This is a genomic window from Aquiflexum sp. TKW24L (assembly GCF_023502205.1).
Taxonomy (GTDB): Bacteria; Bacteroidota; Bacteroidia; order Cytophagales; family Cyclobacteriaceae; genus Cognataquiflexum.
Map to the genome: position 1 here is coordinate 1 of NZ_JAMFLG010000045.1, position 23,742 is coordinate 23,742.

General features: G+C 42.0%; 15 protein-coding genes. 5 read left to right on the forward strand and 10 right to left on the reverse strand.

Annotated features, from left to right (window positions below):
* Positions 1-360 precede the first annotated feature (360 nt).
* The 3 genes from M3O96_RS19605 (at position 361) to M3O96_RS22145 (ending at position 6,026) form a co-directional block, all read left to right on the forward strand.
* The gene (locus tag M3O96_RS19605; RefSeq protein WP_249723525.1) at positions 361-1,665 is read left to right on the forward strand and encodes a DUF2254 domain-containing protein; all 1,305 of its coding nucleotides are present in this window, start codon (positions 361-363) and stop codon (positions 1,663-1,665) included.
* 219 nt (positions 1,666-1,884) lie between these two features.
* Positions 1,885-3,957 carry a prolyl oligopeptidase family serine peptidase gene (locus M3O96_RS19610; protein WP_249723535.1) on the forward strand — a complete coding sequence of 691 codons (2,073 nt, stop codon included), beginning with the start codon at positions 1,885-1,887 and terminating at the stop codon, positions 3,955-3,957.
* Positions 3,958-5,057: 1,100 nt separating this feature from the next.
* Entirely contained in the window at positions 5,058-6,026 is a 969-nt protein-coding gene (locus M3O96_RS22145) for a PDDEXK nuclease domain-containing protein (RefSeq protein WP_349630861.1), read from the forward strand.
* Positions 6,027-6,141: 115 nt separating this feature from the next.
* Here M3O96_RS22145 and M3O96_RS19620 read toward each other — a convergent pair whose 3' ends face one another.
* From M3O96_RS19620 to M3O96_RS19665, 10 genes are all read right to left on the reverse strand, one after another.
* Entirely contained in the window at positions 6,142-7,167 is a 1,026-nt protein-coding gene (locus M3O96_RS19620) for a PorP/SprF family type IX secretion system membrane protein (RefSeq protein ID WP_283774052.1), read from the reverse strand.
* Positions 7,164-12,110 (reverse strand): PKD domain-containing protein, encoded by a 4,947-nt coding sequence (locus M3O96_RS19625; RefSeq protein ID WP_349630859.1) that lies wholly within the window; start codon positions 12,108-12,110, stop codon positions 7,164-7,166. The genes M3O96_RS19620 and M3O96_RS19625 overlap by 4 nt, the downstream gene beginning before the upstream one ends.
* 173 nt (positions 12,111-12,283) lie before the next feature.
* Positions 12,284-13,090 carry a queuosine precursor transporter gene (locus M3O96_RS19630; protein ID WP_249723565.1) on the reverse strand — a complete coding sequence of 269 codons (807 nt, stop codon included), beginning with the start codon at positions 13,088-13,090 and terminating at the stop codon, positions 12,284-12,286.
* 30 nt (positions 13,091-13,120) lie between these two features.
* Positions 13,121-14,035 (reverse strand): ribonuclease Z, encoded by a 915-nt coding sequence (locus tag M3O96_RS19635; protein ID WP_249723567.1) that lies wholly within the window; start codon positions 14,033-14,035, stop codon positions 13,121-13,123.
* Positions 14,036-14,037: 2 nt separating this feature from the next.
* Positions 14,038-14,415 carry an STAS domain-containing protein gene (locus M3O96_RS19640; protein ID WP_249723569.1) on the reverse strand — a complete coding sequence of 126 codons (378 nt, stop codon included), beginning with the start codon at positions 14,413-14,415 and terminating at the stop codon, positions 14,038-14,040.
* 126 nt (positions 14,416-14,541) lie between these two features.
* Complete coding sequence (locus M3O96_RS19645; protein ID WP_249723571.1) at positions 14,542-15,477, reverse strand: phosphoribosylaminoimidazolesuccinocarboxamide synthase; 936 nt, start codon at positions 15,475-15,477, stop codon at positions 14,542-14,544.
* 59 nt (positions 15,478-15,536) lie between these two features.
* A complete protein-coding gene (locus M3O96_RS19650) occupies positions 15,537-16,658 on the reverse strand; it encodes a toxin-antitoxin system YwqK family antitoxin (RefSeq protein ID WP_249723573.1) in 1,122 nt (373 codons plus the stop codon).
* A 120-nt stretch (positions 16,659-16,778) separates the two neighbouring features.
* Positions 16,779-17,957, reverse strand: a complete 1,179-nt coding sequence (locus M3O96_RS19655) for an acetyl-CoA C-acyltransferase (RefSeq protein ID WP_249723575.1) — start codon at positions 17,955-17,957, stop codon at positions 16,779-16,781.
* Between the two features lie 300 nt (positions 17,958-18,257).
* Positions 18,258-19,106, reverse strand: a complete 849-nt coding sequence (locus M3O96_RS19660) for a hypothetical protein (RefSeq protein ID WP_249723576.1) — start codon at positions 19,104-19,106, stop codon at positions 18,258-18,260.
* A gap of 15 nt (positions 19,107-19,121) precedes the next feature.
* Positions 19,122-20,087, reverse strand: coding sequence for a vWA domain-containing protein (locus M3O96_RS19665; protein WP_249723586.1), 966 nt, complete (start codon positions 20,085-20,087; stop codon positions 19,122-19,124).
* A gap of 109 nt (positions 20,088-20,196) precedes the next feature.
* Here M3O96_RS19665 and M3O96_RS19670 point away from each other — a divergent pair, with 109 nt between their 5' ends.
* Positions 20,197-22,587: a TonB-dependent receptor gene (locus M3O96_RS19670; RefSeq protein WP_249723613.1), complete on the forward strand. Its 2,391-nt coding sequence runs from the start codon at positions 20,197-20,199 to the stop codon at positions 22,585-22,587.
* Positions 22,587-23,420, forward strand: a complete 834-nt coding sequence (locus M3O96_RS19675; RefSeq protein ID WP_249723588.1) for a DUF4249 domain-containing protein — start codon at positions 22,587-22,589, stop codon at positions 23,418-23,420. Before M3O96_RS19670 ends, M3O96_RS19675 begins: the two co-directional genes overlap by 1 nt.
* The last annotated feature ends 322 nt before the right edge of the window (positions 23,421-23,742 follow it).

The window sequence follows — 23,742 nt, forward strand, 5'->3', positions numbered from 1 at the left end:
ATAATTCGATCTACCGAGAATTATCCTTAAGTTTGGGATTGTCTGATTATTTCCAATTATATATTGGCAAGGATAAGAGGGTGGAATTACATGCCGATAGCTATCGGCATCCACCCAGCCACCACCGAAGGTCTTAACTACGCCCATGGGGGTTCTTAATTTCAAGTGTTGTGCTGAAGTGCCTGCCCGAAAGCAAAGCCGCCAAACCGTCAGCATAAATAACTCCTAACATGGTCCGCTATTTGCAAGTTAGATTCCTGTTTTCATAGAATATTTTCTGTCTAACTTCATTCAATGCTCCGATCCACTATAAATTTTTTAACTTTTCATTTATAAACCTCTGATCTAAAAACCTGTCCCATGAAAAAAATGCTGTTTCAATGGAGTGAATTGAAAGCAACTTTTTGGTTTGTACCGGTCATTATCATCATTCTTTCCATCCTGCTATCGATAGGTTTGGTGTATTTAGATGGCTTAATTGATATTTCTCAAGATGGAATAGCGAGGCTCTTTTTGGTGAACAGTTCGGATTCAGCACGAACAATTCTATCCACGATATCCGGGGCAATGATGGGCGTAGCAGGTACAGTTTTTTCTATCACTTTAGTTGCCTTGACGCTCGCTTCCTCCCAATTCGGGCCGAGGCTTATCAAAAACTTTATGTATGTCCGACTCAATCAGGTGGTGTTGGGATCGTATGTTTCTACCTACTTGTATTGCCTGCTTGTCTTGAATGCCGTCAAGGCCGGCGATGACTATACCTTCATTCCTTCCATTTCCATTTTGGTGGCAATTGTGGCCGCCATCACCAATATTGTTTTACTGATTGTGTTTATCCACCGCATCGCTACCAGCATTCAGGCGGATCATGTGATCTCTGACATCTCTGACTTTATCTCCAAACAAGTGCAAACTCTTTTCCCTGAAAAAATGGGGGAGGAGAAGGAGTCAGAAGCCAATATGGATATCTCCAAAGTTATTTCAGCTTACTCACAACGTATTTCCATTAAATGCTCAAAAAGCGGTTACCTCCAGTATATCGACGGTGAAAATTTGGTGGAAATTATCAGCAAAAATGATTCATTGCTTGATATATTTCACAGACCTGGTTCACACCTTGTAGAGGGTATTGAAATCGGGACACTGTATACTACAAGCATTTGGGAAGAAGAAGAACTTGAAAAGATTAACAAGCAATTAGTAATCGGGAAAACAAAAACCTCGCAACAAGACCTTGAATATTCTGTCCATCAGATGGTCGAAATTGCTGTCCGCGCACTTTCTCCTGGTGTCAATGATCCCTATACAGCCTTGGCTTGCATTGACAACCTGACAGCAACGATGTCTTACTTGGCACAAGCAAAATTTCCGTCCAAATACCGATATGATGAGGAAGGAAATCTAAGGGTGATTGCTGATGTGATAGATTTTGAAGGAGTTTTGGATGCGGCATTCAACCAGATCCGGCAATTTTCAGAAGGAAGTCCCGCGGTGATCATCAGGTTGATGGAGGCATTGATTACCATCGGTGGATTTACAAATGAAAGGCACAAAAAGGCGGTGGTCAAACATGCCGAAATGGTGTTGAATAACGGCAAGCGTACGATCGAGGAGGAAAATGACCTTCAGGATTTGATCAAAAGGTCAGAGAAGATTTTAAATTAGTTGGTTGAATCAGGTATCAGTATTTTTTCTATAGACGAAACCATGAAAAATTAGTATTTTGGTACTTGTAATCGTAACGGTAAAACGACTTAGTTAGCCTTTGTGAAGACATGTTAGAATGAGTGTTGCTACGATAATTAGCCAAAAATCCAAAACCTCATTTTTTCAATCAATTCCTTATAATTCCTGCAATTTTTCTAACCAAAAAAAATATACCTTATGAAAAACCACATAATAATTCCAATGCTATTTTTCGCAGCTTGCTTAAGCGCTATATCCCAAGAAGATCCCTATAAGTGGATGGAGGAGGTAGAGGGAGATCGGGCCCTAGAATTTGTGAAAAAGCAAAACAAGATCACAGAAGAAAGACTCAGCAGCCAAAAAGAGTACCAGGATATTTTTAACAAAAGTCTGGAGATCTATAATTCACCGGATAGAATAGCTTATCCGACCATCAACGGGGATTTCATCTATAACTTTTGGCAGGACAAAGAGCATGTAAGGGGGATTTGGAGAAGGGCTTCTAAATCAAGCTATGTTTCCGGCAACCCTGATTGGGAAGTGCTTCTGGATTTGGATGAAATGTCCAAAAAGGATAATGTCCAATGGGTTTTTAAAGGAGCTTCGGGCCTGCACCCGACCTATGATTTGTTCCTCGTCAATCTGTCAAAAGGAGGTGGAGACGCGGTTGAGATCAGAGAATTTGATGTTAACAAAAAGGCCTTTGTCAATGATGGTTTTTTTATTGACGAGTCAAAAGGGGGAGCTGATTTTATTGACAGAAACACTTTGATTGTTTACACAGAGTTTGGGGAGAATTCAATGACCACTTCAGGGTATCCAAGACAGGTCAGAATGTGGAAAAGAGGAACCACTCTTCAAGATGCCCTGTTAATTTATGAGGCAGAAGAAACAGATTTGGGCTCATTCGGAGGACAAATCAGAGACGGTTCTGAAAGCTATACGCTCATTACCAAAGCCATAACTATTTTTTCATACCATACCTACCTTTGGTTGAATAATAAACTTGTCAAATTGGATATTCCTGAAGATGCTTCCATTTCAGGATTGTTAAACAATCAAGCGGTTTTGAATCTGAAATCAGACTGGAATGTCAATGGCAAGATTTACGCACAAGGAACATTGATAAGTCTGGATTTGAAGGAACTGATCGATGGGCAAAAAAAGATCCAAGTGATATTCCAACCGGATGAGCAGACAAGTGTGCAGGGTGTAAGTTCAACGAAATCCAAGCTGTTGGTGAATCTACTGACCAACGTTAAAAGCGAATTGTACATCTATTCTTTTGACAATGGAAAATGGGAAAAGGAAAAAGTCAATGCGCCAGACTTGGGGACTATTGGCCTTGCTGCCACTGACGAGCTTTCGGGTGAGTACTTTTTTACATTCACCAACTTCCTTACGCCAACTACGCTATTTATAGCAAATGCCGATGATAATTCATATAAACCCTTTAAATCTTTGCCTGCCTATTTTGACGGAAGTAAATACCAGGTGCAACAATTCCAAGCAAAGTCAAAAGATGGGACGTTGGTTCCCTACTTCGTAGTATCCTCTAAATCAGCCAAGTTAGATGGCACAAATCCGACTTTGCTTTATGCTTATGGAGGATTTGAGGTATCCCAAGTTCCCAATTATTCTGCTACCACAGGAACGGCGTGGTTGGAAAATGGGGGCGTGTATGTCCTTGCCAACATCCGTGGAGGAGGGGAATTTGGTCCAAAATGGCATCAGGCAGGATTAAAGGAAAAAAGACAAAATGTCTATGATGATTTCCACGCCGTGGCAGAAGACCTGATTTCAAGGAAAATCACCTCCAATAAAAACCTGGGAATATATGGCGGGAGTAATGGCGGTTTGCTTGTAGGGGTTGCGTTTACACAGCGGCCTGACTTGTATCAAGCTGTCGTCTGTGCGGTACCTTTATTGGACATGCAGCGTTACAACCAATTGCTTGCAGGAGCAAGTTGGATGGGAGAATATGGAGACCCTGACAAGCCCGAACAATGGGCATTTATTAAAAAATACTCTCCTTATCATAACCTGAAAGAAGGTGTCGCCTATCCTGAAGTTTACTTTTTCACTTCCACCAAAGATGACCGGGTTCACCCCGGTCATGCCCGTAAGATGGCTGCAAAAATGATGGACATGGGATATCCTATCTTGTATTATGAAAATACTGAAGGCGGTCATGCCGGTTCATCCACTAATGAACAGCGGGCAAAATCCACTGCCTTGATGTATGCTTATTTGTTGATGAAGTTGCGGTGAGAGAAACGGAAGTAGAAGGATGGGTAACCGATGGGGGGGTTGGGACAAAAGCCACATAGTGGCGAAATTCTGGTAGCCTTGGGAAAGGTGCTATAACAATCTTCATACTATCAGTAATTCCCATGCACCGCGGCCCATGGTGAAATGGGAATGCCGTTATTTTTATTTTGGTCATGGATTTTATAAATAGGAGAATTCTCATTACCGAAATGGTAGGGGTATTTTTTCTAATTCAATTGTGTAGATATATTCTTTATGTTTTTTTCTCTGTCACTTTTTGTCTTACCACAAAAAGTAACCAAAAAAGGCAAGAAATTTTAATCCTATCCACACACTTGGCCACCGCCGGCCCGGAAAAATTTCCTCCTCCCCACAGTTGTTCCATTTTATGATTTTCATTAAAAATTAGATTCCTGATTTATAAACCAATGAAATTTCTATTCTTTAGTCTTCTTCGACAATCAGCCCCATCGGGGTGAAATCTTGGTAGCCATGGGAAAGGTGCTATAACAATCTTCATACTATCAGTAATTCCCATGCACCGCGGCCCTTGGTGAAATAGGAATGCCGTTTTTTTTATTTCGGTCACGGATTTAGTAAAGCAGGAAAATCATTATTACCGAAATGGTAGGGGAAATCAAGTAAGGTACTACAAGGAATGGTATAGATGGGAGGTAGCTCAAGGGTAACCCAGAGGCGGAGTATCCCTAGCTAGGACACGGAGTATCCTTAACTGAGAGGCGGAGTATGGTTAAGGGGAATATAGGACAAGGTGGGCGGGACTATACCTGAGGGATAGGGGAACATGCACGTAAACCCATGACATCACCTTTTCTTGATTATCAAACCTTTACCTGTTTTTTGAAAAATACCCTGATCACGGGATAGGGAACAAAAGGATTTTTAAACTAGATTAGCCGATCAAGAATTGGAGGTACAAGTTTGCAATTCAAAAAAGTATTCAATAAAAAGTATCAGGAAAACAGTAATCCTGAAAATTCTAAAATCATTAAATCCTGATTCTGACGATGAGCAAAGAACTTCAATATCATCCACTTGTTGCTTCGATCAAAGAATTAATAGAGCAAAGTAAGCAATAGATAGCTGTTTCTGTAAATGCTACCATGAGTATGCTCTATTGGCAAATAGGAAAGCGTATAAATCAAGAGATTGAAAATAAAAACCACAGTGAAAAATATGGAAAACAGATTGTCGCTACACTGTGGCGACAATTAGAAAAAGAATACGGAACATCCTTTTCTGAGAAAAATCTCCGCAGAATGATGCAGTTTGCTGAAGTTTTTCCAGATGAAAAGATTGTCGTATCACTGATGCGACAATTGAGTTGGTCGCATATCAAAATTCTCATCCCCATTGAAGAATCATTAAAACGCGAGTTTTACATCGAAATGTGCATACTCGAAAAATGGAGTGTTCGGGTTTTTCAAGAACGCATACAATCGCTTTTGTATGAACGAACAGCCATCAGCAAAAAACCGGAATTGACCATCCGGCAAGATTTAGAACTACTCAAAAACGAGCAAAAGCTAAATCCTGATTTGGTTTTCAGAGACCCTTACTTTTTAGATTTCTTAGGTTTGGGTGATCTGTATTCTGAAAAAGACTTAGAGACAAGCATCATTGCTGAGTTGCAGCGCTTTTTAATAGAATTGGGGAGCGATTTTGCTTTTTTGTCCAGACAAAAACAGATTAGCATAGATAACCGGGATTACTACATTGATTTGCTTTTTTACCACCGCAGGTTGAAATGCTTGGTAGCCATCGACCTAAAAATCGGTGAATTTGAAGCAAGCTACAAAGGTCAAATGGAGTTTTATCTGAGATATCTAGAAAAATACGAGCAAGTGGAAGGGGAAAATACTCCGATTGGTTTGATCCTATGCACAGGAAAAAACGAAGAACATGTGGAGTTGATGCAATTGGATAAAAGCAATATTCGGGTGGCAGACTATATGACTATCTTGCCCTCACAAAAAATATTGCGGGAAAAGTTGCATAGAGCGGTAGAGATAGCCCATCAAAAATTAAACGCCAAGAATGATGAGTAAAGTAGGACAGATAGAACGTGCGACCCAAAATTGACTGGTATAGCTCTTTAAGGAAGATTTACAATATCGATATTTTTGACACATCCACATACTCTACTAAAAGCCAACCCAATCTTTACATCATAAAATTAAAGCACTTCAAAACCCTGCTTTTTTGGTTACGGGATTTGGGATCGCCCATCAGGAACTGGTAGCGGAAAGAAACTTCATGGGCGCCTTGGGTTTGGAAGCCAATGTTGGAGATCATAAAATCATAGCTATAGCCGATAACCATGCCATTGTCTAAGTTAATGCCCAACAGGAAAATAATAGAATCCTGATTTGGCATGTCCCTTACACCAGGAATACCTCTGAATCCCAATCCGCCAATCACATTTCCATAGAGCATCTGAACGCCAAGGTCTAGTTGCTGAAAAGGGTTTTGGTTTTTGTAGTTGGCGAGGATAGACACCTGATTTTCAAACTTAGATCCGAAATAATTGCTTGTGCCCAAAGGGAAATTGATTCCACCGTGAAAGCTCCATTTTATTGGAAGGAAGCCGGCTTCGTTGTCAGGGAAAAAGCTCAGTCCAGGCCTATTGACATGGTGTGCCGAGCCACCCAACCAAAAATATTCGTTGTTGACCAAAGCCCCAAAGGAAAGGTCGAGGTATCCATTTGGCTCAAATTCCGGAATTTGGTCGATGGTGGTTTGGTTGACTGTGCGGTTAAAAAGATCCACCTGATCACCAAATACGAGGTTGTCGAGTTGCGCACTTCGTCTTACCCATGCCCCTTGCCCTCCAAACCTGAAATTCCAAGTATCTGCTACTTGCAGGTTGTAGCTGTACAAAAGCGATACATCCGTAGTATTGATCTGCATGTTGGATTCTTGGAAGCTGTTGACCATAAAGCCAAAGCCGCTGTTCAGGTCAAAACTGTAATGGTCAAAATACGCTGAGTAGGCATTGAAGTCATAATTCAGTCCGGGCCACTGTTTGCGATAATTGACGCCCACCCGGGTCAATTCCGTTGAGCCGGTCAGGGCAGGGTTAAGGTTGAGCGGAGAGGCATAAAACTGCGAAAAATGGAAATCCTGTGCCGACACATGAAGGAAGGCAAGGAGTAAGATCAACGAGGTTATGATTCTTTTTACCATCATTTCAGTAAGAGGAAGACCTCCGTTTGTGTTTGTACCCGACCATCTACGGTTTCAAATTTGAGCCTATACACATAATTGCCCGGCATGGCATAATCACCGCCGACTTTCCCGTCCCATCCTTGGGAATTGATGTCCTGGGTGTAGAAAATGGTTTCTCCCCATTTGTTCAGGATCCAGAATTCAACTTTTGTGATATTGACAAATTTTGGGAAGAAGTAATCGTTGACACCATCCCCGTTAGGAGAGAATACATTGGGAACTACCAAGAAAAAGTCTGTGATTTCGATTTCTCTTTTGATTTCCTGAATACAACCATTGGCATCAATCGCTTGAAGGATGACAACATATTTTCCTCCTTTTTGATAGGTATGAGTTGGGTTGGTCTCTGAACTTGTATTTCCATCTCCAAAATCCCAGAAGTAGGTGATGATATTGCCTATGGTTTTATTTTCAAAAGTGATGGGAATACCGACAAGGAAGGACCCATTTTGGTCATACCCAATTGATTTGATATCAGTATTTAAGACCACATTGGAGTCGTCTACTTGATAGGATTCTCTGTATGTGCAGCCTGCGCCATCGGTAATATTCAGGATAAACAGTCCGGACCTATTGGTAGACATTTTCAAACCTCCTTGACTTGCCTCTCCTCCTGACCATTGGATCGAATAAGGGGGGACTCCACCTGCGATAGCAATAGTAAACTCTTCAATGATTTCTCTTGGTTCACAAACCACCCTTGTATTTCTTACCGTCACTACTTCTAGGGGAGCGGGTCTTTTGATGATATAACTGCCTTGGGTCAAACAGCCATTGGCATCTCTGACTTCCAAAGAATAGGGACCGGATGAAAGATTTGTCAAATTCTGTTGGGTACTGCCGTTACTCCACCTGAAAGTAAAGGGTGGTGTTCCTCCGGCTACATTGACCTGAATACTTCCGCTTTGAGGATTGTTACAGTTGAGTGCATCTGTCACGGTAGGTTCCAATACCAAAGGATCGGGCTGGATGATATTGTATTCACTTCGGATCGGGCAGATCCCAAATTTGGTCAGAGTCACACCATATGTTCCGGGTGCTAGGTTAAATAAGCCTGGCAACTCCTGCCCGTTATCCCATTTGATATTGACACCTTCAGTTCCACCTTCGATATTGAGATCTATGGCACCATCATTTTTCCCAAAACAGGTGATTTGTTTCACTTGAGAATTGATTTTGAAAACCGGCGCATCCACGATACTTACAGACTGGGTCAGAATACAACCAGCTTGATCTGATACTGTCACAGTGTAAGTGCCGGGGCCCACATTTTGAAAAGAAGTAAGTTTTGATCCAAAATCCCAGTTAATCTCATAGGGTGCCACACCCCCGGTCACCGTAAGGTCGATCTGTCCATCAAATGCCTCGTAGCAGGAGATATCTCTTTTCGTGATCTGGATTGCGAGGCGGGTATCAGGTTCCTTTATGACAATCGGACCTGTAGAGACCGCGCAATTGTTGTTGTCTACCAAGGTCAGTTGGTAGGTACCTGAAAGTATATTTTGAAGGATTGGTCCATTGGCAGGAAATGGCTGACCATTCCTTGTCCAATTGTATCGGTAAGGCTGTGAAATGATTCCTCCCGAAGCGGCCACTTCAATTCTTCCCGTGGCATCTCCTTTGCAAAAAACATCTCTCGTGGAAACAAGTGAAACCTGTAATGCTTCCGGTTGGGTGATGGAATAATCCCTTGAAATGCTACAACCAAATTCATCTTCGATCAAGACTGAGTACCCGCCCGGAATTAGGTTTTCGATAATTGATGTATTTGCTGTAAATCCATTTGGCCCTGTCCAGGTAAATATAAAATTACCATTCCCACCGGTTGGATTGGCGGTGATTTTACCATCATTGGCCCCAAAGCAACTGATTCCAAATCCAGAAAAATCAGACACATTGTTAGGCAGGGTAATCGAGGGATTGACTGTGATGCGATAGACCTGAGGTGTTCCCGAGCAAATGGCTTGTGTACCGACTGAAGCAATTACCTGATAAGTTACAGTGACAGGATTAGGAGTCGGATTGGTCAATGATTGGACGGGGATCGTATTTCCTGTTCCCGACAAAGCCACTCCCTGTGCACCGTTTGGAATTGCGGTCCAAGTGAAAGTTGCGTTGGCTACGTCACTGGAGATGATGATGGGTTCGTTGGATGTTCCTGTACACAAAGTTTGGTCAGGGAGGGAGAAAGCAATCGAAGGTCTAGGTTGGACAGTAACAGTCAGGGTGAAAGGTGCACCCGGGCAGACGCCTATGTACGGTGTAATTTGATAGGTGACTATTCCTGGTTGATTGGTATTGTTGATGAGAATATTTTGGATGGCAGTCACTGGTTCAGTAGCATCTGTTGCTCCCGAAATGTTGGGTTCCGCGACCACAGTCCATGTAAATAAAGAACCCTGAACCAACCCTTGAGGTGTAAAATTCAGAGCTGTCTCACTGCATATTTCCAAGGTTTCATCTAAATAGACAGGCTCAGGATTGACTGTGATTTTATAAACAGCGACAAGTTCTTCGCAGGCACCGAGGTCTTCTGCTACAATTTTGGCCGAGAAAATCACCTCAATAGGATTGTTGGAAGTATTCTTTAAAGTTTGGGTTGGGATGAGATTGATGCCACTTTCAATGACACCTTGGACACCATTGGCTTGGGCATCCCACTCGATTTCAAAACCCAATGGGTCAGAAAGGAGGGTAACCGGAGCTGTAGTTTCGCCAGAACAGATAACCTGATCAGGAATAGAAAATCCAACCACCGGAGCTGGTAGGACGGTGATTGTTACTGCATCAGAATTAACACAGCCTGTTACGGTATTTCTCACCAAAACAGAATATGTAGTAGTCTCTGAAGGTTTGATGGTTGGAGTTTTTGTATTGGCATTTTGGATAGGACTTGCCGGATCTGCGGTCCAGGCATAGGTGTAGGTTCCCTCAGGAGCAACATCCGAGCTTAAGGTAATTGATTCTCCCTTGCAGATATCTTGATCCTCCCCTGCATCTACCACAGGTAGTGGATTGAGCGTAAACTGTGTGGATTTCTGGACAGTTCCGCAGGAATTGGTGACTTCGAGGGTGATGGTTTTTATGCCCGGAGTATTATAGGTGATGGTTCCGGGATCTAAGGTATTGGCAGTAGCAGGAATCCCACCTTCAAATGTCCAGTTGAAAACTGTCGCATCTGTGCCACAGAACCTTACATCCGCCACGGGATTTAGGACAAGTTCTCCGCAGGCATCGGGCACATTGTCTAGGTTCACGATAGGTGGCGCAAAAACAGAAATAACCTCAGCTGCTGTAAATACCCCGCAATTGGTCGTCAGCGTCTGGGTAATTATATAGTTTCCCGGACCGGTAAAATTGAAAACGGGATTGATGGACTTTGCGGTGCTTCCCTCGGCAAACTCCCATGATCCGCCGGTGCTGCATTCCCCGCCTTCGAAGGCCACAGACCAAGTAAGGAAATTTTCTATTGGGGCACAGGTTTCCAATAAATTTGAAGAATTTGTAGCTGAGACCTGAATCGGTCCGCAACCTTCCGTTTTATCAATTTGAAAGGCAGCAATGGGTTCAGGTATGATGCAGATTGTTTCGCTGACTTCTTCGATTCCACATCGGTTGCCCGAAATCAGCTTGATGGTATAAGTTCCCGATTCGGTAAATTTCGGGGTCAGGATCATGGATCCATTCTGCCAAGAATTGGGGATATTGGGATTGGGCCTTGTTCCTAAAGTATTTCCTGCACTTAATTCCCAACCTGTTGAAGGGCTGATTTCCCAGACAAATTTTCCTGTATTGGTACATTGACCGTTGTTGTTTACTTCATTTCCATAAAGTGTTTCATTCCTGATATTGAAAAAAGTGTTTTGGCAGTAAACTGAATCTGCCAATCCGATGATGGGTTCAGGTTTTTCAGTAATATATATGGGTACTACCTGGGCGGAGGACGCAGAGCAGGGATTTACTGCTAATATGGTGGCGGAAAAAGAATTTGGGAAACCCTGACCGCCGGATTTTCCACAGGAAGTTTCAGTGAAAACATGGCTGACAGTGGCTGGTGGGGGGTGATTGAAGACTTGTGGGGGAGTTCCGTCCGAGAATGTTACCGTGTAGGTAGTTCCTTCCGGGTTGTTTTCAGTTCCGGTAATGGGAAAGGTTAAAGCCTCACCCGAACAGATGTTGGTATTTCCCGGATTTCCAAAACCGACAGCAGGATTTGATCCAATGAATACCCCAATCTTTTTTGTGATAGAGCAGCCGTTTCCTCCTACTATGGTATATTCCAGGTAAAAAACCCCAATTGGATAATTATGGGTGACCTCATCCCATTCATTGGCCACGAATGGTTCCGAGCCATCTCCCCATTCGATCGTGTAGGAGACATTTGTCTCTTTGGTAGTGGAATTGTTGTAAAAGGTAAAGGATGAAAGCTCATTTTCACAGACGATAAAAAATGGAAGGTTTTCAAAGTTATTATCGTCTCTATCACTTCCCACATCTGTGTTTGGAACTTGTGCTATTGTAATGGTTTGACTTGTTTCATCAGAAACATCTAGAGAATCAGTGACTGTTAAGGTTACAGTAAATTCTTGAATCCCATTTCCTTCAGATACATATGAGTATGTTGGTGAGGGCTCACGTGAATTTTTCCCGTCTCCAAATTGCCAGAAATAAGTCAATTCAGCCCCGGTTGATGTATTTGTAAATTGAACTTGAGAGGAGGAACAATTATTTTCCGCTTGATATGTAAAACTCGCAACTGGCGGGTCATTTTGAAAATTTAATTGATTTATGATAAAGTTAGGTTCCCAAGGATTATTTGAGATTATCAACATAGCACTAACACCACTTACCAAAAAAAATAAGGCCAGATAGAATAATACGAAAAGCTTTTTTAAGGTACTCATCTATTCAACAATAGTAAAATGTACTATATATACATACTTGTGCGGAATATACTGATTGTATCTCAAAAAATGATTCTACAGGCTAAAATTCCAACTGAAAAGTTCTGGAATAAATCAATTTTTCTCTTTCACAGAAAAGAATGAAGGTGTTGTTTAAATAATCATAAAGGAATTTACAAAAATGAGGTGTCCTCAGAAGCTTCCTTTGTCATTTTTTCTGCGACATCTTTTCCAAGATATCCATCGATCAAATAGTGGCCCACATAGAGCAAAGGTGTTAAAAGAATGGCTACGCTGAATTTGTAGACATAATTGATGATCGCGACCGAGGCCACCTGTGCCCAGCTCCAATTTCCGAAAACATAGAATGCAATTCCCAATACCACAAAGGAATCAACCAATTGAGAAACCAACGTAGAGCCGGTGGCCCTGAGCCAAATCATTTTGGGACCTGTTATTTTTCTTAGTTTTTGGAAGACATACACATCGATCAACTGCCCCAAAAGGAAAGCTGTCAATGATCCTATGATAATTCCCAATCCTTGCCTAAAAATCATATTGAAAGCAGTGTCTATATTGAAGGGATTCCCATCAGCATCAGGGGTATTGACCTCCAACCAAAATGCTGCAGGTGGAAGGACGGTGACCACAGATATGACAATAAAAATGTATGCAATAAAAAAGGCAGTCATGAAGCTGATTTTCCTAACTCCCTTTTTTCCGTAATATTCGTTGATGATATCGGTAGTAATAAAAACCACAGGCCATATCACCGCACCTGCAGTCAGGTTGAAGTCGAGGATATAGTCTCCGAAGATTTTCCAGCCCACAGGCTCGATTCCCAAGGTCATTTCCCCAGAAAAAATCTTTACACCGATGATTTCAGCCAAAATCGCATTGGTCAGAAAAAGCCCGCTCAGAATAATGAACAGATTGGTTTTTTTGGATTGAAAGGACATTTGGTTGAGGCTTTGCTCCATAAATGCGTTTGGTCAATAAGAGGAGATGTATCAGACAGGATAGGTGCTTCCTTCTACGCTTAACAATGAGTTTTCAAAAACGGATTGAGCTTGGTCTAAAATAGGTGAGAGATCTTTGTACCTTGAGGAGTAATGACCTAAAAGCAAAGTACCCACACTTGCCTGTTTGGCAATCATGGCTGCTTGTCTTGCAGTGCTGTGTAAGGTAGTTCCTGCCCGGAACTCCTCCTCGTCCCCAAACGTGGCCTCATGATAGAGAAGGTCCACTCCTTGAATATAATTCACAATACCCGGATCAAATACTGTGTCGGAACAGTATCCATATTTTTTTGACTGTTTGGGCGGGTAGGTATATTCTTCCACTTTGTACAGGATGTTGCCATCCGGATCTTGAAAATCCTTTCCTTCACGCAAGGACAGAATAGCTTCTATAGGTAATTTATTTTTCACCAATTTTTCCTTGACCATGTTTCGTAGTCCAGGCTTTTCCTCTACCAAAAACCCGGTACAGGGGATTCTGTGTTGCAGTGGAAATGTAAATACCCTAAACATTGGCTCTTCCAAAATCAGGTTTTTGCCCTCTGCGATTGTGGGGACAAAGCGCAAAGGGAACCCCAATTTTGTGTCGGTATATTTGAGTTGGGTGGTGATGATCTCGTCTAATCCGCTCGGCCCAAAGATGGTCAAAAGCCTTTCCCTTTTGACCAAGTGGAAACTTGAGATCAACCCCATCAATCCATAGAAATGATCCCCGTGAAGATGGGAAATAAAAATAAAATCAATCCTGCCAAATTTCAGCCTGAACTTGCGAAGCTGAATCTGTGTCCCTTCTCCGCAATCGATCAATAAAAAAGAATTGCCCACGGATACCAGTTGTGATGTCTGGTTTCTTCCGTGGGCAGGAATGGCGGAATTAGATCCTAGGATGGTGACTTCAAAATCCAAAATTAATCTTCCTCTTCTTGTTCTTTTCCTTCAATTTCATGGATAAAGACTGCTTCCGCAGCTTCCTCAATGGTATCTACAATGATGAAAACCTTATCCAGCATGGAAAGTTTAATTAATTTCATTACATGTTCCTGAGGAGCAGCAATAATGAAAATACCCCCATTACGCCCAAATTCCCTGTTACCTACCAAAAGTGCACTCAGCCCACTTGAATCGGCGTATTTCACATTACTCATGTCGATGACCAGATTTTCATAACCTTCGGCCTGAACAGTCAAAAGTTCCGATTTGAGTTTTGGAGAAAGGGCTGAATCCAACTTCTCTTCCATTGGGGTAAAAATTACGTACTGTTCTTTTTTATCTACTGAATATTTCATAGCAACTGATGTTTGAATATAGTCCTCAAATAAGGACGGTCTTTTATATTAATTATTGTGTATGGTGATTATCCGCAGCTTTCATCCTGAACTTGGAGCTATTACCAAAAGTAGCGGATAATCATATTAAATATTTTCCAATATGGCTTTTTCTATACTTCCTTCCAAATCTGTATAAGCAGATTTAACAAATGGCTCCCCGATAATATTTTCATAGAGTTCAATGTACCTGTTGGAGATTTCATCTATAAAAACATCCTTCATTTCCGGAACAGACTGACCTTCTTTTCCCTGAAAACCGTTTGCAATCAGCCACTGTCTCACAAATTCTTTGGACAATTGCTTTTGGGCCAAACCGGCATTTTGGTATTCCTCATACATGTCCGCATAGAAATACCTCGAAGAATCAGGCGTATGGATTTCATCAATAAGGAGGATCTGATCTCCATATTTACCAAATTCATATTTGGTGTCCACCAAGATCAATCCCATTTCCTTTGCCATTTCAGTTCCTTTGGCAAAGAGTGCATGGGTGTATTTTTCTAATACTGCATAATCCCCAGCACTGACGATACCTTGTGCGAGGATGTCTTCTTTTGAAATATCCTCATCATGACCCTCCGATGCTTTGGTAGTGGGAGTGATGATCGGGTGGGGGAGTTTGTCGTTTTCGATCAATCCCTCAGGAAGGGAAACCCCGCATATACTCCTCTTTCCTGCTTTGTATTCCCTAGCAGCATGGCCGGCAAGGTACCCTCTGATGACCATTTCCACTTTGAAAGGCTCACACTTCTTTCCAATAGTGACGTAGGGATGCGGCGTGGCAGTCACCCAATTGGGGACCAGTTCAGCAGTTGCTTTGAGAAAACGGGCTGCAATCTGATTTAAAACCTGGCCTTTAAAAGGTATAGGCTTGGGTAAGACCACATCAAAAGCGGAGATCCTGTCAGTGGCGACCACAGCCAATTTGTCTTCAAAAATATACACGTCCCTCACTTTACCTATGTAAAAACCCACCTGGTTTGGGAATTGAAAATGGGTTTCTTTTATGGCTTTTTTCATGAATTAAATCTATTTGGCAAAAATAGAAAAAGATGACTGTTTTGGGGATTTGTATTTAATTAATTATCGGTTTTTTCCAGCTTTTCTTTTGCGGGCTGTGGCACAGGCTTGCCTTCTTTGAATACACGCTCGGAAATCAAGTTTCCATTTTCATCAAATATTTTTTGGATTCCGTGTGGTTTTCCCATTCTGTAAAAAATGGACTCTTTTAGCTTGCCATTGGAATGGTAGATAAGTGCCTCTCCATCTTCCAAGCCATTTCTAAAATTGAGGATTCTTTCCTTTTGGCCGTTTTCGTAAAAACCCAAAATCTGGACTATTTCTCCATAGGAATTGAAAGTGGTGATTTCTGCAGTTTTTCCACTTTCAAAATAGCCGATTGCCTTGCCAATGATATTTCCATTTTTGTAATTGACTTCTTTTTCGACTTTACCACTTTCATAATAACTCTTAAAAGTTCCGACAGGAATTCCTTTTTTATACTTTCCCTGCTTGGCGATCTGTCCGTTTTCAAAATAAAAAGTCGCATCTCCTTCTTGGAATCCATCCTTGTACTCTATTCTGGAAGAAATCAATTCCCCCGGGTAAAAAGTAAACTGAGGACCGTTCAGCTTACCGGCTTTATAGACTGACCTGTTTGTGATCTGGTTTTCTAGATAATTCTCCCTGATCTCAATTACTCCCTCATTGAAGTATATTTTTTCTACAATGGTCTCCGGTATTTCTTCACTGTACACCAAAGTCCAGTCATTGATTTTGTCGTTTTTAAATTGGGATTTTTGTTTGATTGCTCCTGATTCAAAATAGGAAATGATCTCACCTTCGATTTTATTGTCGACATAATATACTTCTTGGGAAATTTTACCCGAAGGAAAGTAATTGATGGATTTGCCTTGTTTTTGGTTATTGGCATAATTTACCTTGCGAAGGGTATCACCAGTCTCTGGATACCAATCGACAAACAAACCCTCTTTCTTACCATCTTTCAGTTGGCCAGTCTGCGCCAATTCCCCTGAGGCCAAATACAGTTTGAAATCACCTTGAGGGACGCCATTGATGGTTTTGTATTCCTCCTTCAATAATTTCTTGTCCTCATCATAATATACCCTAACCAATTCCTGAGAGAAAACCGGAGCAAAAATCCCTAAAACAAAAAAGATTACTATCGCGAGTCTTATCAAACCGTATGGAATTTGATGATTTTGCGATAAAAGAAGGAGTGATTTCATTTGGAATTAAAGGGGTTGAGTAGGAATAAAAAAAATAGGGATAAAGGGACTTAACCCTTTACCCCCGAAATATTATAGTTTTTCGATGACAATGGCTGAAGCTCCTCCGCCACCGTTACAGATTCCTGCTACGCCGATTTTACCTTTCTTTTGGTCCAAGACTGAATGAAGCGTGGTGATGATTCTGGCACCGGATGCTCCGAGTGGATGTCCCAATGCAACTGCTCCTCCAAAGACATTTAGCTTGTCATTGTCAAGATGTAGTTCACGCTGGTTGGCTATGGCTACAGCAGCAAATGCCTCATTGATTTCGTAGTAATCTATATCGGCTTCCGTTAATCCTGCATTTTTGATTGCCTTTGGGATAGCCAATGCCGGAGCGGTGGTAAACCATAGCGGGTCTTGGGCTGCATCTGCAAAGCCTCTGATTTTTGCGATGGGTGTAAGTCCGAGCTCCTCTACTTTTTCTTTGCTTGCCAAAACCAAGGCTGAAGCACCGTCATTCATCGTGGAGGCATTGGCGGCAGTCACCGTTCCGTCCTTTTCAAAAACCGGTCTGAGGGAAGGGATTTTGTCAAACATTACATTTTTGAATTCCTCGTCTTCATCTATGATGATCGTTTCCCCTTTTCTTCCTGCGATTTCCACAGGGATTACTTCATCCTTGAAAGCACCGGATTTCCAGGCATCTGCTGAGCGTGTGTAAGATTGGATCGCATAAGCGTCCTGTTCTTCCCGGCTGATGTTCATTTCTTTGGCAGTATTGTCAGCACAATTTCCCATCGGGAATTTATAATATGCTTCAAACAACCCGTCTTTGACAAGACCGTCTACGAGTTCTGCATTTCCATATTTGTAGCCAAATCTACCTTTTGGGATATAGTAGGGAACATTGGACATGCTTTCCATTCCGCCTGCCACGACGAGGTCATTTTGCCCGGTCATGATGGACTGTGCAGCAAACATGACCGCTTTCATTCCGGAAGCACATACTTTATTGATGGTGGTACATGGGACGTTATATCCTAATCCGGCCCCGATAGCTGCCTGACGGGCAGGTGCCTGACCGAGATTGGCAGAAATCACATTACCCATCATCACTTCCTGTACTTCGGATGGATCTACTCCTGCTTTTTTGAGGGCACCTTTGATAGCGATGCTACCGAGTTCTATGGCGGTCAAACTTGATAGTTTCCCACCAAAGCTCCCCAATGGAGTTCTCACTGCGGCTACGATAAAGACTTCTTTCATTTGGGTTTATAATTTAGATATGAGATTTGATATTTGAGATTCAAGAAGCAAACCCTTCGACTTCGCTCAGGGACCCAAATAGACAAAAGACAAGAGACACAAGATTCAAGACCTTCAACTTCGCTTTGAAAGCCGAGGGAAACTATTCAGAATAGATAGGAAAAGGTTCAAGACTTAGATTCGCAATTTTCACATTTTACTTCTTACCTTTTACTTCTTACCTATTACCTATTACTTCTTACTTGTTACTTCGTACCTCCAAATTTCCAAACTCCCCACTTCCAACTTCCAAACTTCTAACTACCATTCCGGCAATCCCCTCTGCGGCTTTTTGGTTGGTTTTTTCTTGTTCTGCTGGATATAGCGGAGTTCGGCAGCATTCATTGCTTCGAGGATTTGGGCGGCCTGCTCGGGAGAGAGGTTCATTTCCTTTAATTTCTCCTTGACTTTTTCTAAGGCTTTTTCTCTGTCGCTCAGGTCACTTTCAATGTCACTGGCTTCCTCGGAATCTTTTTCTTCTTGGGATTTTTCACCTTCTTTATCATCTTTTTTCTGGGATTCAGTGGCCTCATCCTCCTCAGTTTGCTCTTCACCTTCGCCGTCCTTTTTTTCCTCTGATTTTTTATCCTGCTCCTGTTTTTCCTGCTCCTCTTGTTTTTCCTGTTCTTCTTTGTCTTGTTGCTCTTGCTTTTGCTGTTCCTGCTGTTCAGGATTTTGTTGCAGCCACCTGCTCAGCAATTCATAATTGTACCTTGCGGATTCATTAAATGAGTTGTTGATCAAAGCCATTTTGAAAGCTTCAAGTGCTTCGTCATATTTCTTTTGCTCCCCGAGGAGGATCCCGTTTTGGTTGTAAGCAAAAGAAGCAATGTTTTTGTCCGTGGATTGGTAGAGACTTTGGTAAGTAAGTCCTGCCTGTTCCGGTTGCCCGCCGTAGTGCTGACTCAGTGCAAGGTCATAGCTGACATTGGGGGTGCCAAGATTATACTCGCTGATCAGTCTGAGGTGGTTGGTTATAGAGGCTTCATAATCCGTCTCTTCATAACTTTTTGTAGCGGCTTTGATGGCAGCATTTCTTTTGCCCACCTCATTCCACGAGGAGGTGATCATCAGGATTGTTAAAAAGAAAACACTTAATGAAGTCATCATGGTGGTTACACGTTATTACAATTTGATAGTTTTGAATGGCAACATCAGGTCCAAAAGCGCTAATCCCAATGCAATTAACAGAAAATAGAAGTACTTGTTGGCAGAAGCTTCCACCATTCTGGATCCGGTGACGGTGGCTTCCTGTCTTTCCAAGGCTGCCATGAGGTCTGGGATTTCCTGTAATTCATCGCTCAGCTCAAAATACGAGCCGTTTGTCTGTGACGCTATCAGCTTCAGATTGCCTGATTCGAGTCTGCTGATTACCGGCAAGTTGGTGTTTGGGTCGATAATTTTTCCACTTCCTTTTGGGATATTGCTTCCCTGACTTGTACCCACACCTAAGGAAAACACTTTGATTCCTTTGTCATTGAGTTGGGAAGTGATGTCTTGAAAATCCTCTCCAAAATCCTCGCCGTCTGAAATCAGGACGATGGATTTGGAATTGGCCTCTGCTGATTCCTCCAAGTCAAATTTATTCAGCGCCATATTCAATGGAGCAGAAATGTCTGTTCCCTGATTGGGAACCAAGGCAGTATTCAGGCCATCAAGGTGCAGCTGCAAGACATTTTGGTCAAAGGTCAAAGGGCACTGGATAAATGCTTCTGAACTGAAAATGATCAAACCAATCCTGTCTCCGGTAAAATTCTTGACGAGATTTTTGAGTTCATATTTGATCCGTTGAATCCTACTTGGCCCGATGTCAGTCGCGTTCATGGACTGGGAAAGGTCAATCGCAATGAAAATATCCTTGCCTTCTTCTTTGATTTCCTTCATGGAAGTGCCAATAGAGGGCCCAGCCAATGCAATCAAAAACAGTATAAAATAAGAAAACCTGAGAATCAGTTTTAAAAATAACCTGTGTTTTTGAACCACAAGTTTTTTGTTGATCATGTAAAAACGGTATAAGTATACCAAATACAAAAAGCCAAAAACGATGGCCAATATATAAATCAATCTCGTGTCAGGGTATGCCCAAATCATGCCCTGAAATTATAAAATATTGATGAAAAGAAAAGGAAAAGAAATTATTGACCTAAATTTCAACACCCAAAGGCCAAAATCCGTTATCCTTGCAAACCAAATTTTCTACATGAAGTTTTTGCCACTTACGCTCATTGTATTTTTATTTTTGGGGCCCACCTTACTTTATTCCCAAGAACAGACTTTTATCAAAGGAACCGTTTATGAAGTAGAAGGAAGTACACCTTTGCCGGGAGCTAATATTTATTGGGAATCAGCACCACAGAAAGGTGTCGTTTCTGATATCAATGGTGATTTTAGCTTAGCCACTGTGCCGCTTCCGGCAAAATTGATCATTTCTTTTGTCGGGTATTCGCAGTCTGTCAGATTACTTAATGTCAAGGATCTGGAAAAGCCGGTTAAGTTTTATCTCAAACCTGAAGAGCTTTCTCTCCAAGAAATCATCATCCGAGATGTCAACCCAGAACAAAATGTAAAAGGAATCGAAATGGGAAAATCGATCGTGCCCATCGAAACGATCAAAAATATTCCTGCATTGTTTGGTGAAGTAGATATCCTGAGAAGTTTGCAGCTATTGCCAGGTGTACAGACTGCAGGAGAGGGTACGACAGGGTTGTTTGTGCGGGGTGGTTCGGCAGACCAAAACCTGATCAATCTGGACGGCGCCCCAGTCTATAATCCATCCCACTTTTTCGGGTTTTTCTCCGTATTCAATCCAGATGCCTTGTCGGGTATAGAGTTTTATAAAGGGAATATTCCTGCCGAGTTGGGAGGAAGGGTTTCTTCGGTGATTGACGTTTCGATGCGTGAGGGTAATTTCCAAAAAATCAGGGGAGAAGGAGGGATAGGAACGATCAGTTCCAGACTGACGGTAGATGGTCCTCTATTTTCGGATCAGTCTTCATTTATTATATCAGGAAGAAGGACTTATGCGGATCTGTTTTTAGGGCTTTCCAACAATGAAAATATCAAAAACAACCAGCTTTATTTTTACGACCTCAGCGGAAAGTTCACTTTCAAACTTGGAGAAAAAGACAAGGTTTCATTTTCTACTTATTATGGCTCCGACTTTTTGGGCCTGTCCGGACAGTTTGGCTTGGGATGGAATAATTTTGTTTCTTCCTTTAATTGGAACAGAAATATCAGCTCCACCAAATTCTTTGACCTGAGTGCGTATCACAGCAGGTATCAATACCAAGTATTGTTTGACGATCCGCAGGATGGATTCAATTGGTCTAATTCCCTTTCTGAAAGCGGCGTCAACATGGGGTGGACTTGGCTCTTAGGCAATAATTCGGTGGTAAAAGCCGGCTATCATGGGCAATGGTACCATTTTGCCCCGATCAGCTTGGAGCTCGCACCCGAGTCCAACCTGAATGATATCAATACCAACCAAAAAAATGGATTGCTCAATAACCTATACCTATCTGGAACAACGGAATTGGGAAGCAAACTCCTCATGGAGGCAGGCCTTAGGTTGAGCCTATACCAAGAGGTGGGAAAAGGGGTATTGTATCAATATGAAAATGGGATTCCGAGTCCTGAGGCAGATGTGACGGATACATTGACATTTGGAAGGTTGGAAAAGATGAAAGGATTCCAAAGGTTGGAGCCAAGGATTTCATTCAGATACTTAATTGATGAAAATCTTTCCCTTAAAGCGGCCTTCAACCGCAATCACCAATATGTCCAAGTGGCCACAAACAGTTCAGCCGGGCTTCCCATAGACCGTTGGGTGCCTTCGGGCACTTACATCGAACCTTTGAGAGGAGATCAGGTTTCCTTGGGAGTGTTTAAGAACTTTGCCAAAGGAACTTGGGAAGTGTCCGTGGAGACCTATTATAAGGATTTCAGAAATGTCATCGATTTACGCCAGGGCGCAAGCGTGCTATTCACTGACAATGTTGAAACGGAATTGCTCTCGGGTGTTGGTTATGCCTATGGTACAGAGTTTTTGATCCGAAAAAATGTCGGCAAGACTACCGGATGGCTGGGATATACCTATTCGCGGACTTGGAGAAAAATCATAGGGATCAGCGGAGACAATTGGTATAACCCAAGGTTTGACAGGCCACATGATGTCAACTTGGTCGTGAACCATGAATTCTCAGACAGGTGGAGTGCGGGATTGACATTTGTATACACTTCCGGGCAGGCGGTTACTTTTCCCACGGGCACCTATGTCGTAGATACCCAGCGGGTGCCGGTATATGGAGACCAAAGAAATGCCAACAGATTTCCCGATTACCATCGTGTAGATGCATCTGTCACTTGGAGAAACCAAGACAAGGGAAGAAAATGGAGAGGCAGTTGGAATTTTAGCGTGTACAACCTTTATGGAAGAAAAAATCCATTTACCTTTCAGTTTACCGATATTTATAATGATGACATCACCTTTGATCCTGATGATGGCGGAGAAATTATTTCCCAAAGACCGGGAGTGATTATGACGTACCTGTTTACTTTCTTGCCTGCATTGACCTATAATTTCAAATTCTGATGAAAAGCCGGATCTTACTTTTGATGCTGATTTTATTTTCTTCTTGCCAAGAGGAAGTGACACTGGATTTGGATACCCTCGAACCCATTCCGGTCATCGAGGCTATTTGGACAGATAATAATGCACTCAACCAAGTAAAAATCTCTCGTTCAAAAGATTATTACCAACAGGGAAGCAATGAGATAGTGAAAGATGCTGAGGTGAGTATCACCAATGTCAGGACCGGAGCAAAGGTGAATTTCTTTTATTCTCCATCCAATGAAAAATACTTAGCCCAAAATAGCATTAGAGGTATTGTCGGTCAAAAATATGAGTTGAATGTTCTGATGGATGGAAAAGAATATGTGTCAGAAGGGACTATCTTACGTCCTCCGGTTTTGGATAGTGTAGTGGTGGAATTTAAAGAAGAGCGGCTTTTTAGGGAGGCTGGATATTACCTGACCGTTTATGGCAAGATTCCATTTACTGAAGATAATAATTATCGGATCAGGATTGTGGAAAATGACACTTTGAGAAACAGCAGGTTTGATTACCTTTTGTTTGACGATTCATTTGGTACGGCTATTTTGGACAATGGATTTGAGCTTTCGGGATTTCCATTTAAGGCTAATGACAAGATCCGATTGGAACTATTCCGCCTCAACCGCAGTGCTTTTGATTATTTGAACCAACTGGTCAGCTTACTCTTTAATGACGGAGGTCTTTTTTCTCCCCCTCCCCAAAATCCCCAATCCAACATCAAGTTGAGAAATGGTCAGGGAATTGTTTTGGGGTATTTTATGACGAGCCCTTTTCTGAGTGAAACTGTTCAGATTCCTGATGATCAACCTTGATATATTGATTTAGAGTGAGTTTGAATTTTATCTTCGGTATTTATAATTAATGAGTATACCCTTCTTCGCCGGTAATCCTATATTCTTCTTTAGTTGTGACGGAAGACCGAAGTCGGAAGACCGATGTACCGGACATTCTGATTTCCAGCCATGAATTATACAGGGTGATCATTTTTCAGGCTAACATGGCGCAAATACACATAATCAAATCTAAGCATATAGGGTAACAGCAAATAATTTTCGGCGGATGCCGGAATTGCAGGTAAATTGATCTTCCTACTTCTTACTTCGGTCTTCCAACCCGATTCTTAATCTGGGTGAA

What these genes read in the sequence shown, in the direction of transcription:
- M3O96_RS19605 (WP_249723525.1), top strand. Translation starts at nt 361, where the DNA reads ATGAAAAAAATGCTGTTTCAATGGAGTGAATTGAAAGCAACTTTTTGG.
- M3O96_RS19610 (WP_249723535.1), top strand. Translation starts at nt 1,885, where the DNA reads ATGAAAAACCACATAATAATTCCAATGCTATTTTTCGCAGCTTGCTTA.
- M3O96_RS19620 (WP_283774052.1), bottom strand. Translation starts at nt 7,167, where the DNA reads ATGATGGTAAAAAGAATCATAACCTCGTTGATCTTACTCCTTGCCTTC.
- M3O96_RS19625 (WP_349630859.1), bottom strand. Translation starts at nt 12,110, where the DNA reads ATGAGTACCTTAAAAAAGCTTTTCGTATTATTCTATCTGGCCTTATTT.
- M3O96_RS19630 (WP_249723565.1), bottom strand. Translation starts at nt 13,090, where the DNA reads ATGGAGCAAAGCCTCAACCAAATGTCCTTTCAATCCAAAAAAACCAAT.
- M3O96_RS19640 (WP_249723569.1), bottom strand. Translation starts at nt 14,415, where the DNA reads ATGAAATATTCAGTAGATAAAAAAGAACAGTACGTAATTTTTACCCCA.
- M3O96_RS19645 (WP_249723571.1), bottom strand. Translation starts at nt 15,477, where the DNA reads ATGAAAAAAGCCATAAAAGAAACCCATTTTCAATTCCCAAACCAGGTG.
- M3O96_RS19655 (WP_249723575.1), bottom strand. Translation starts at nt 17,957, where the DNA reads ATGAAAGAAGTCTTTATCGTAGCCGCAGTGAGAACTCCATTGGGGAGC.
- M3O96_RS19660 (WP_249723576.1), bottom strand. Translation starts at nt 19,106, where the DNA reads ATGATGACTTCATTAAGTGTTTTCTTTTTAACAATCCTGATGATCACC.
- M3O96_RS19665 (WP_249723586.1), bottom strand. Translation starts at nt 20,087, where the DNA reads ATGATTTGGGCATACCCTGACACGAGATTGATTTATATATTGGCCATC.
- M3O96_RS19670 (WP_249723613.1), top strand. Translation starts at nt 20,197, where the DNA reads ATGAAGTTTTTGCCACTTACGCTCATTGTATTTTTATTTTTGGGGCCC.
- M3O96_RS19675 (WP_249723588.1), top strand. Translation starts at nt 22,587, where the DNA reads ATGAAAAGCCGGATCTTACTTTTGATGCTGATTTTATTTTCTTCTTGC.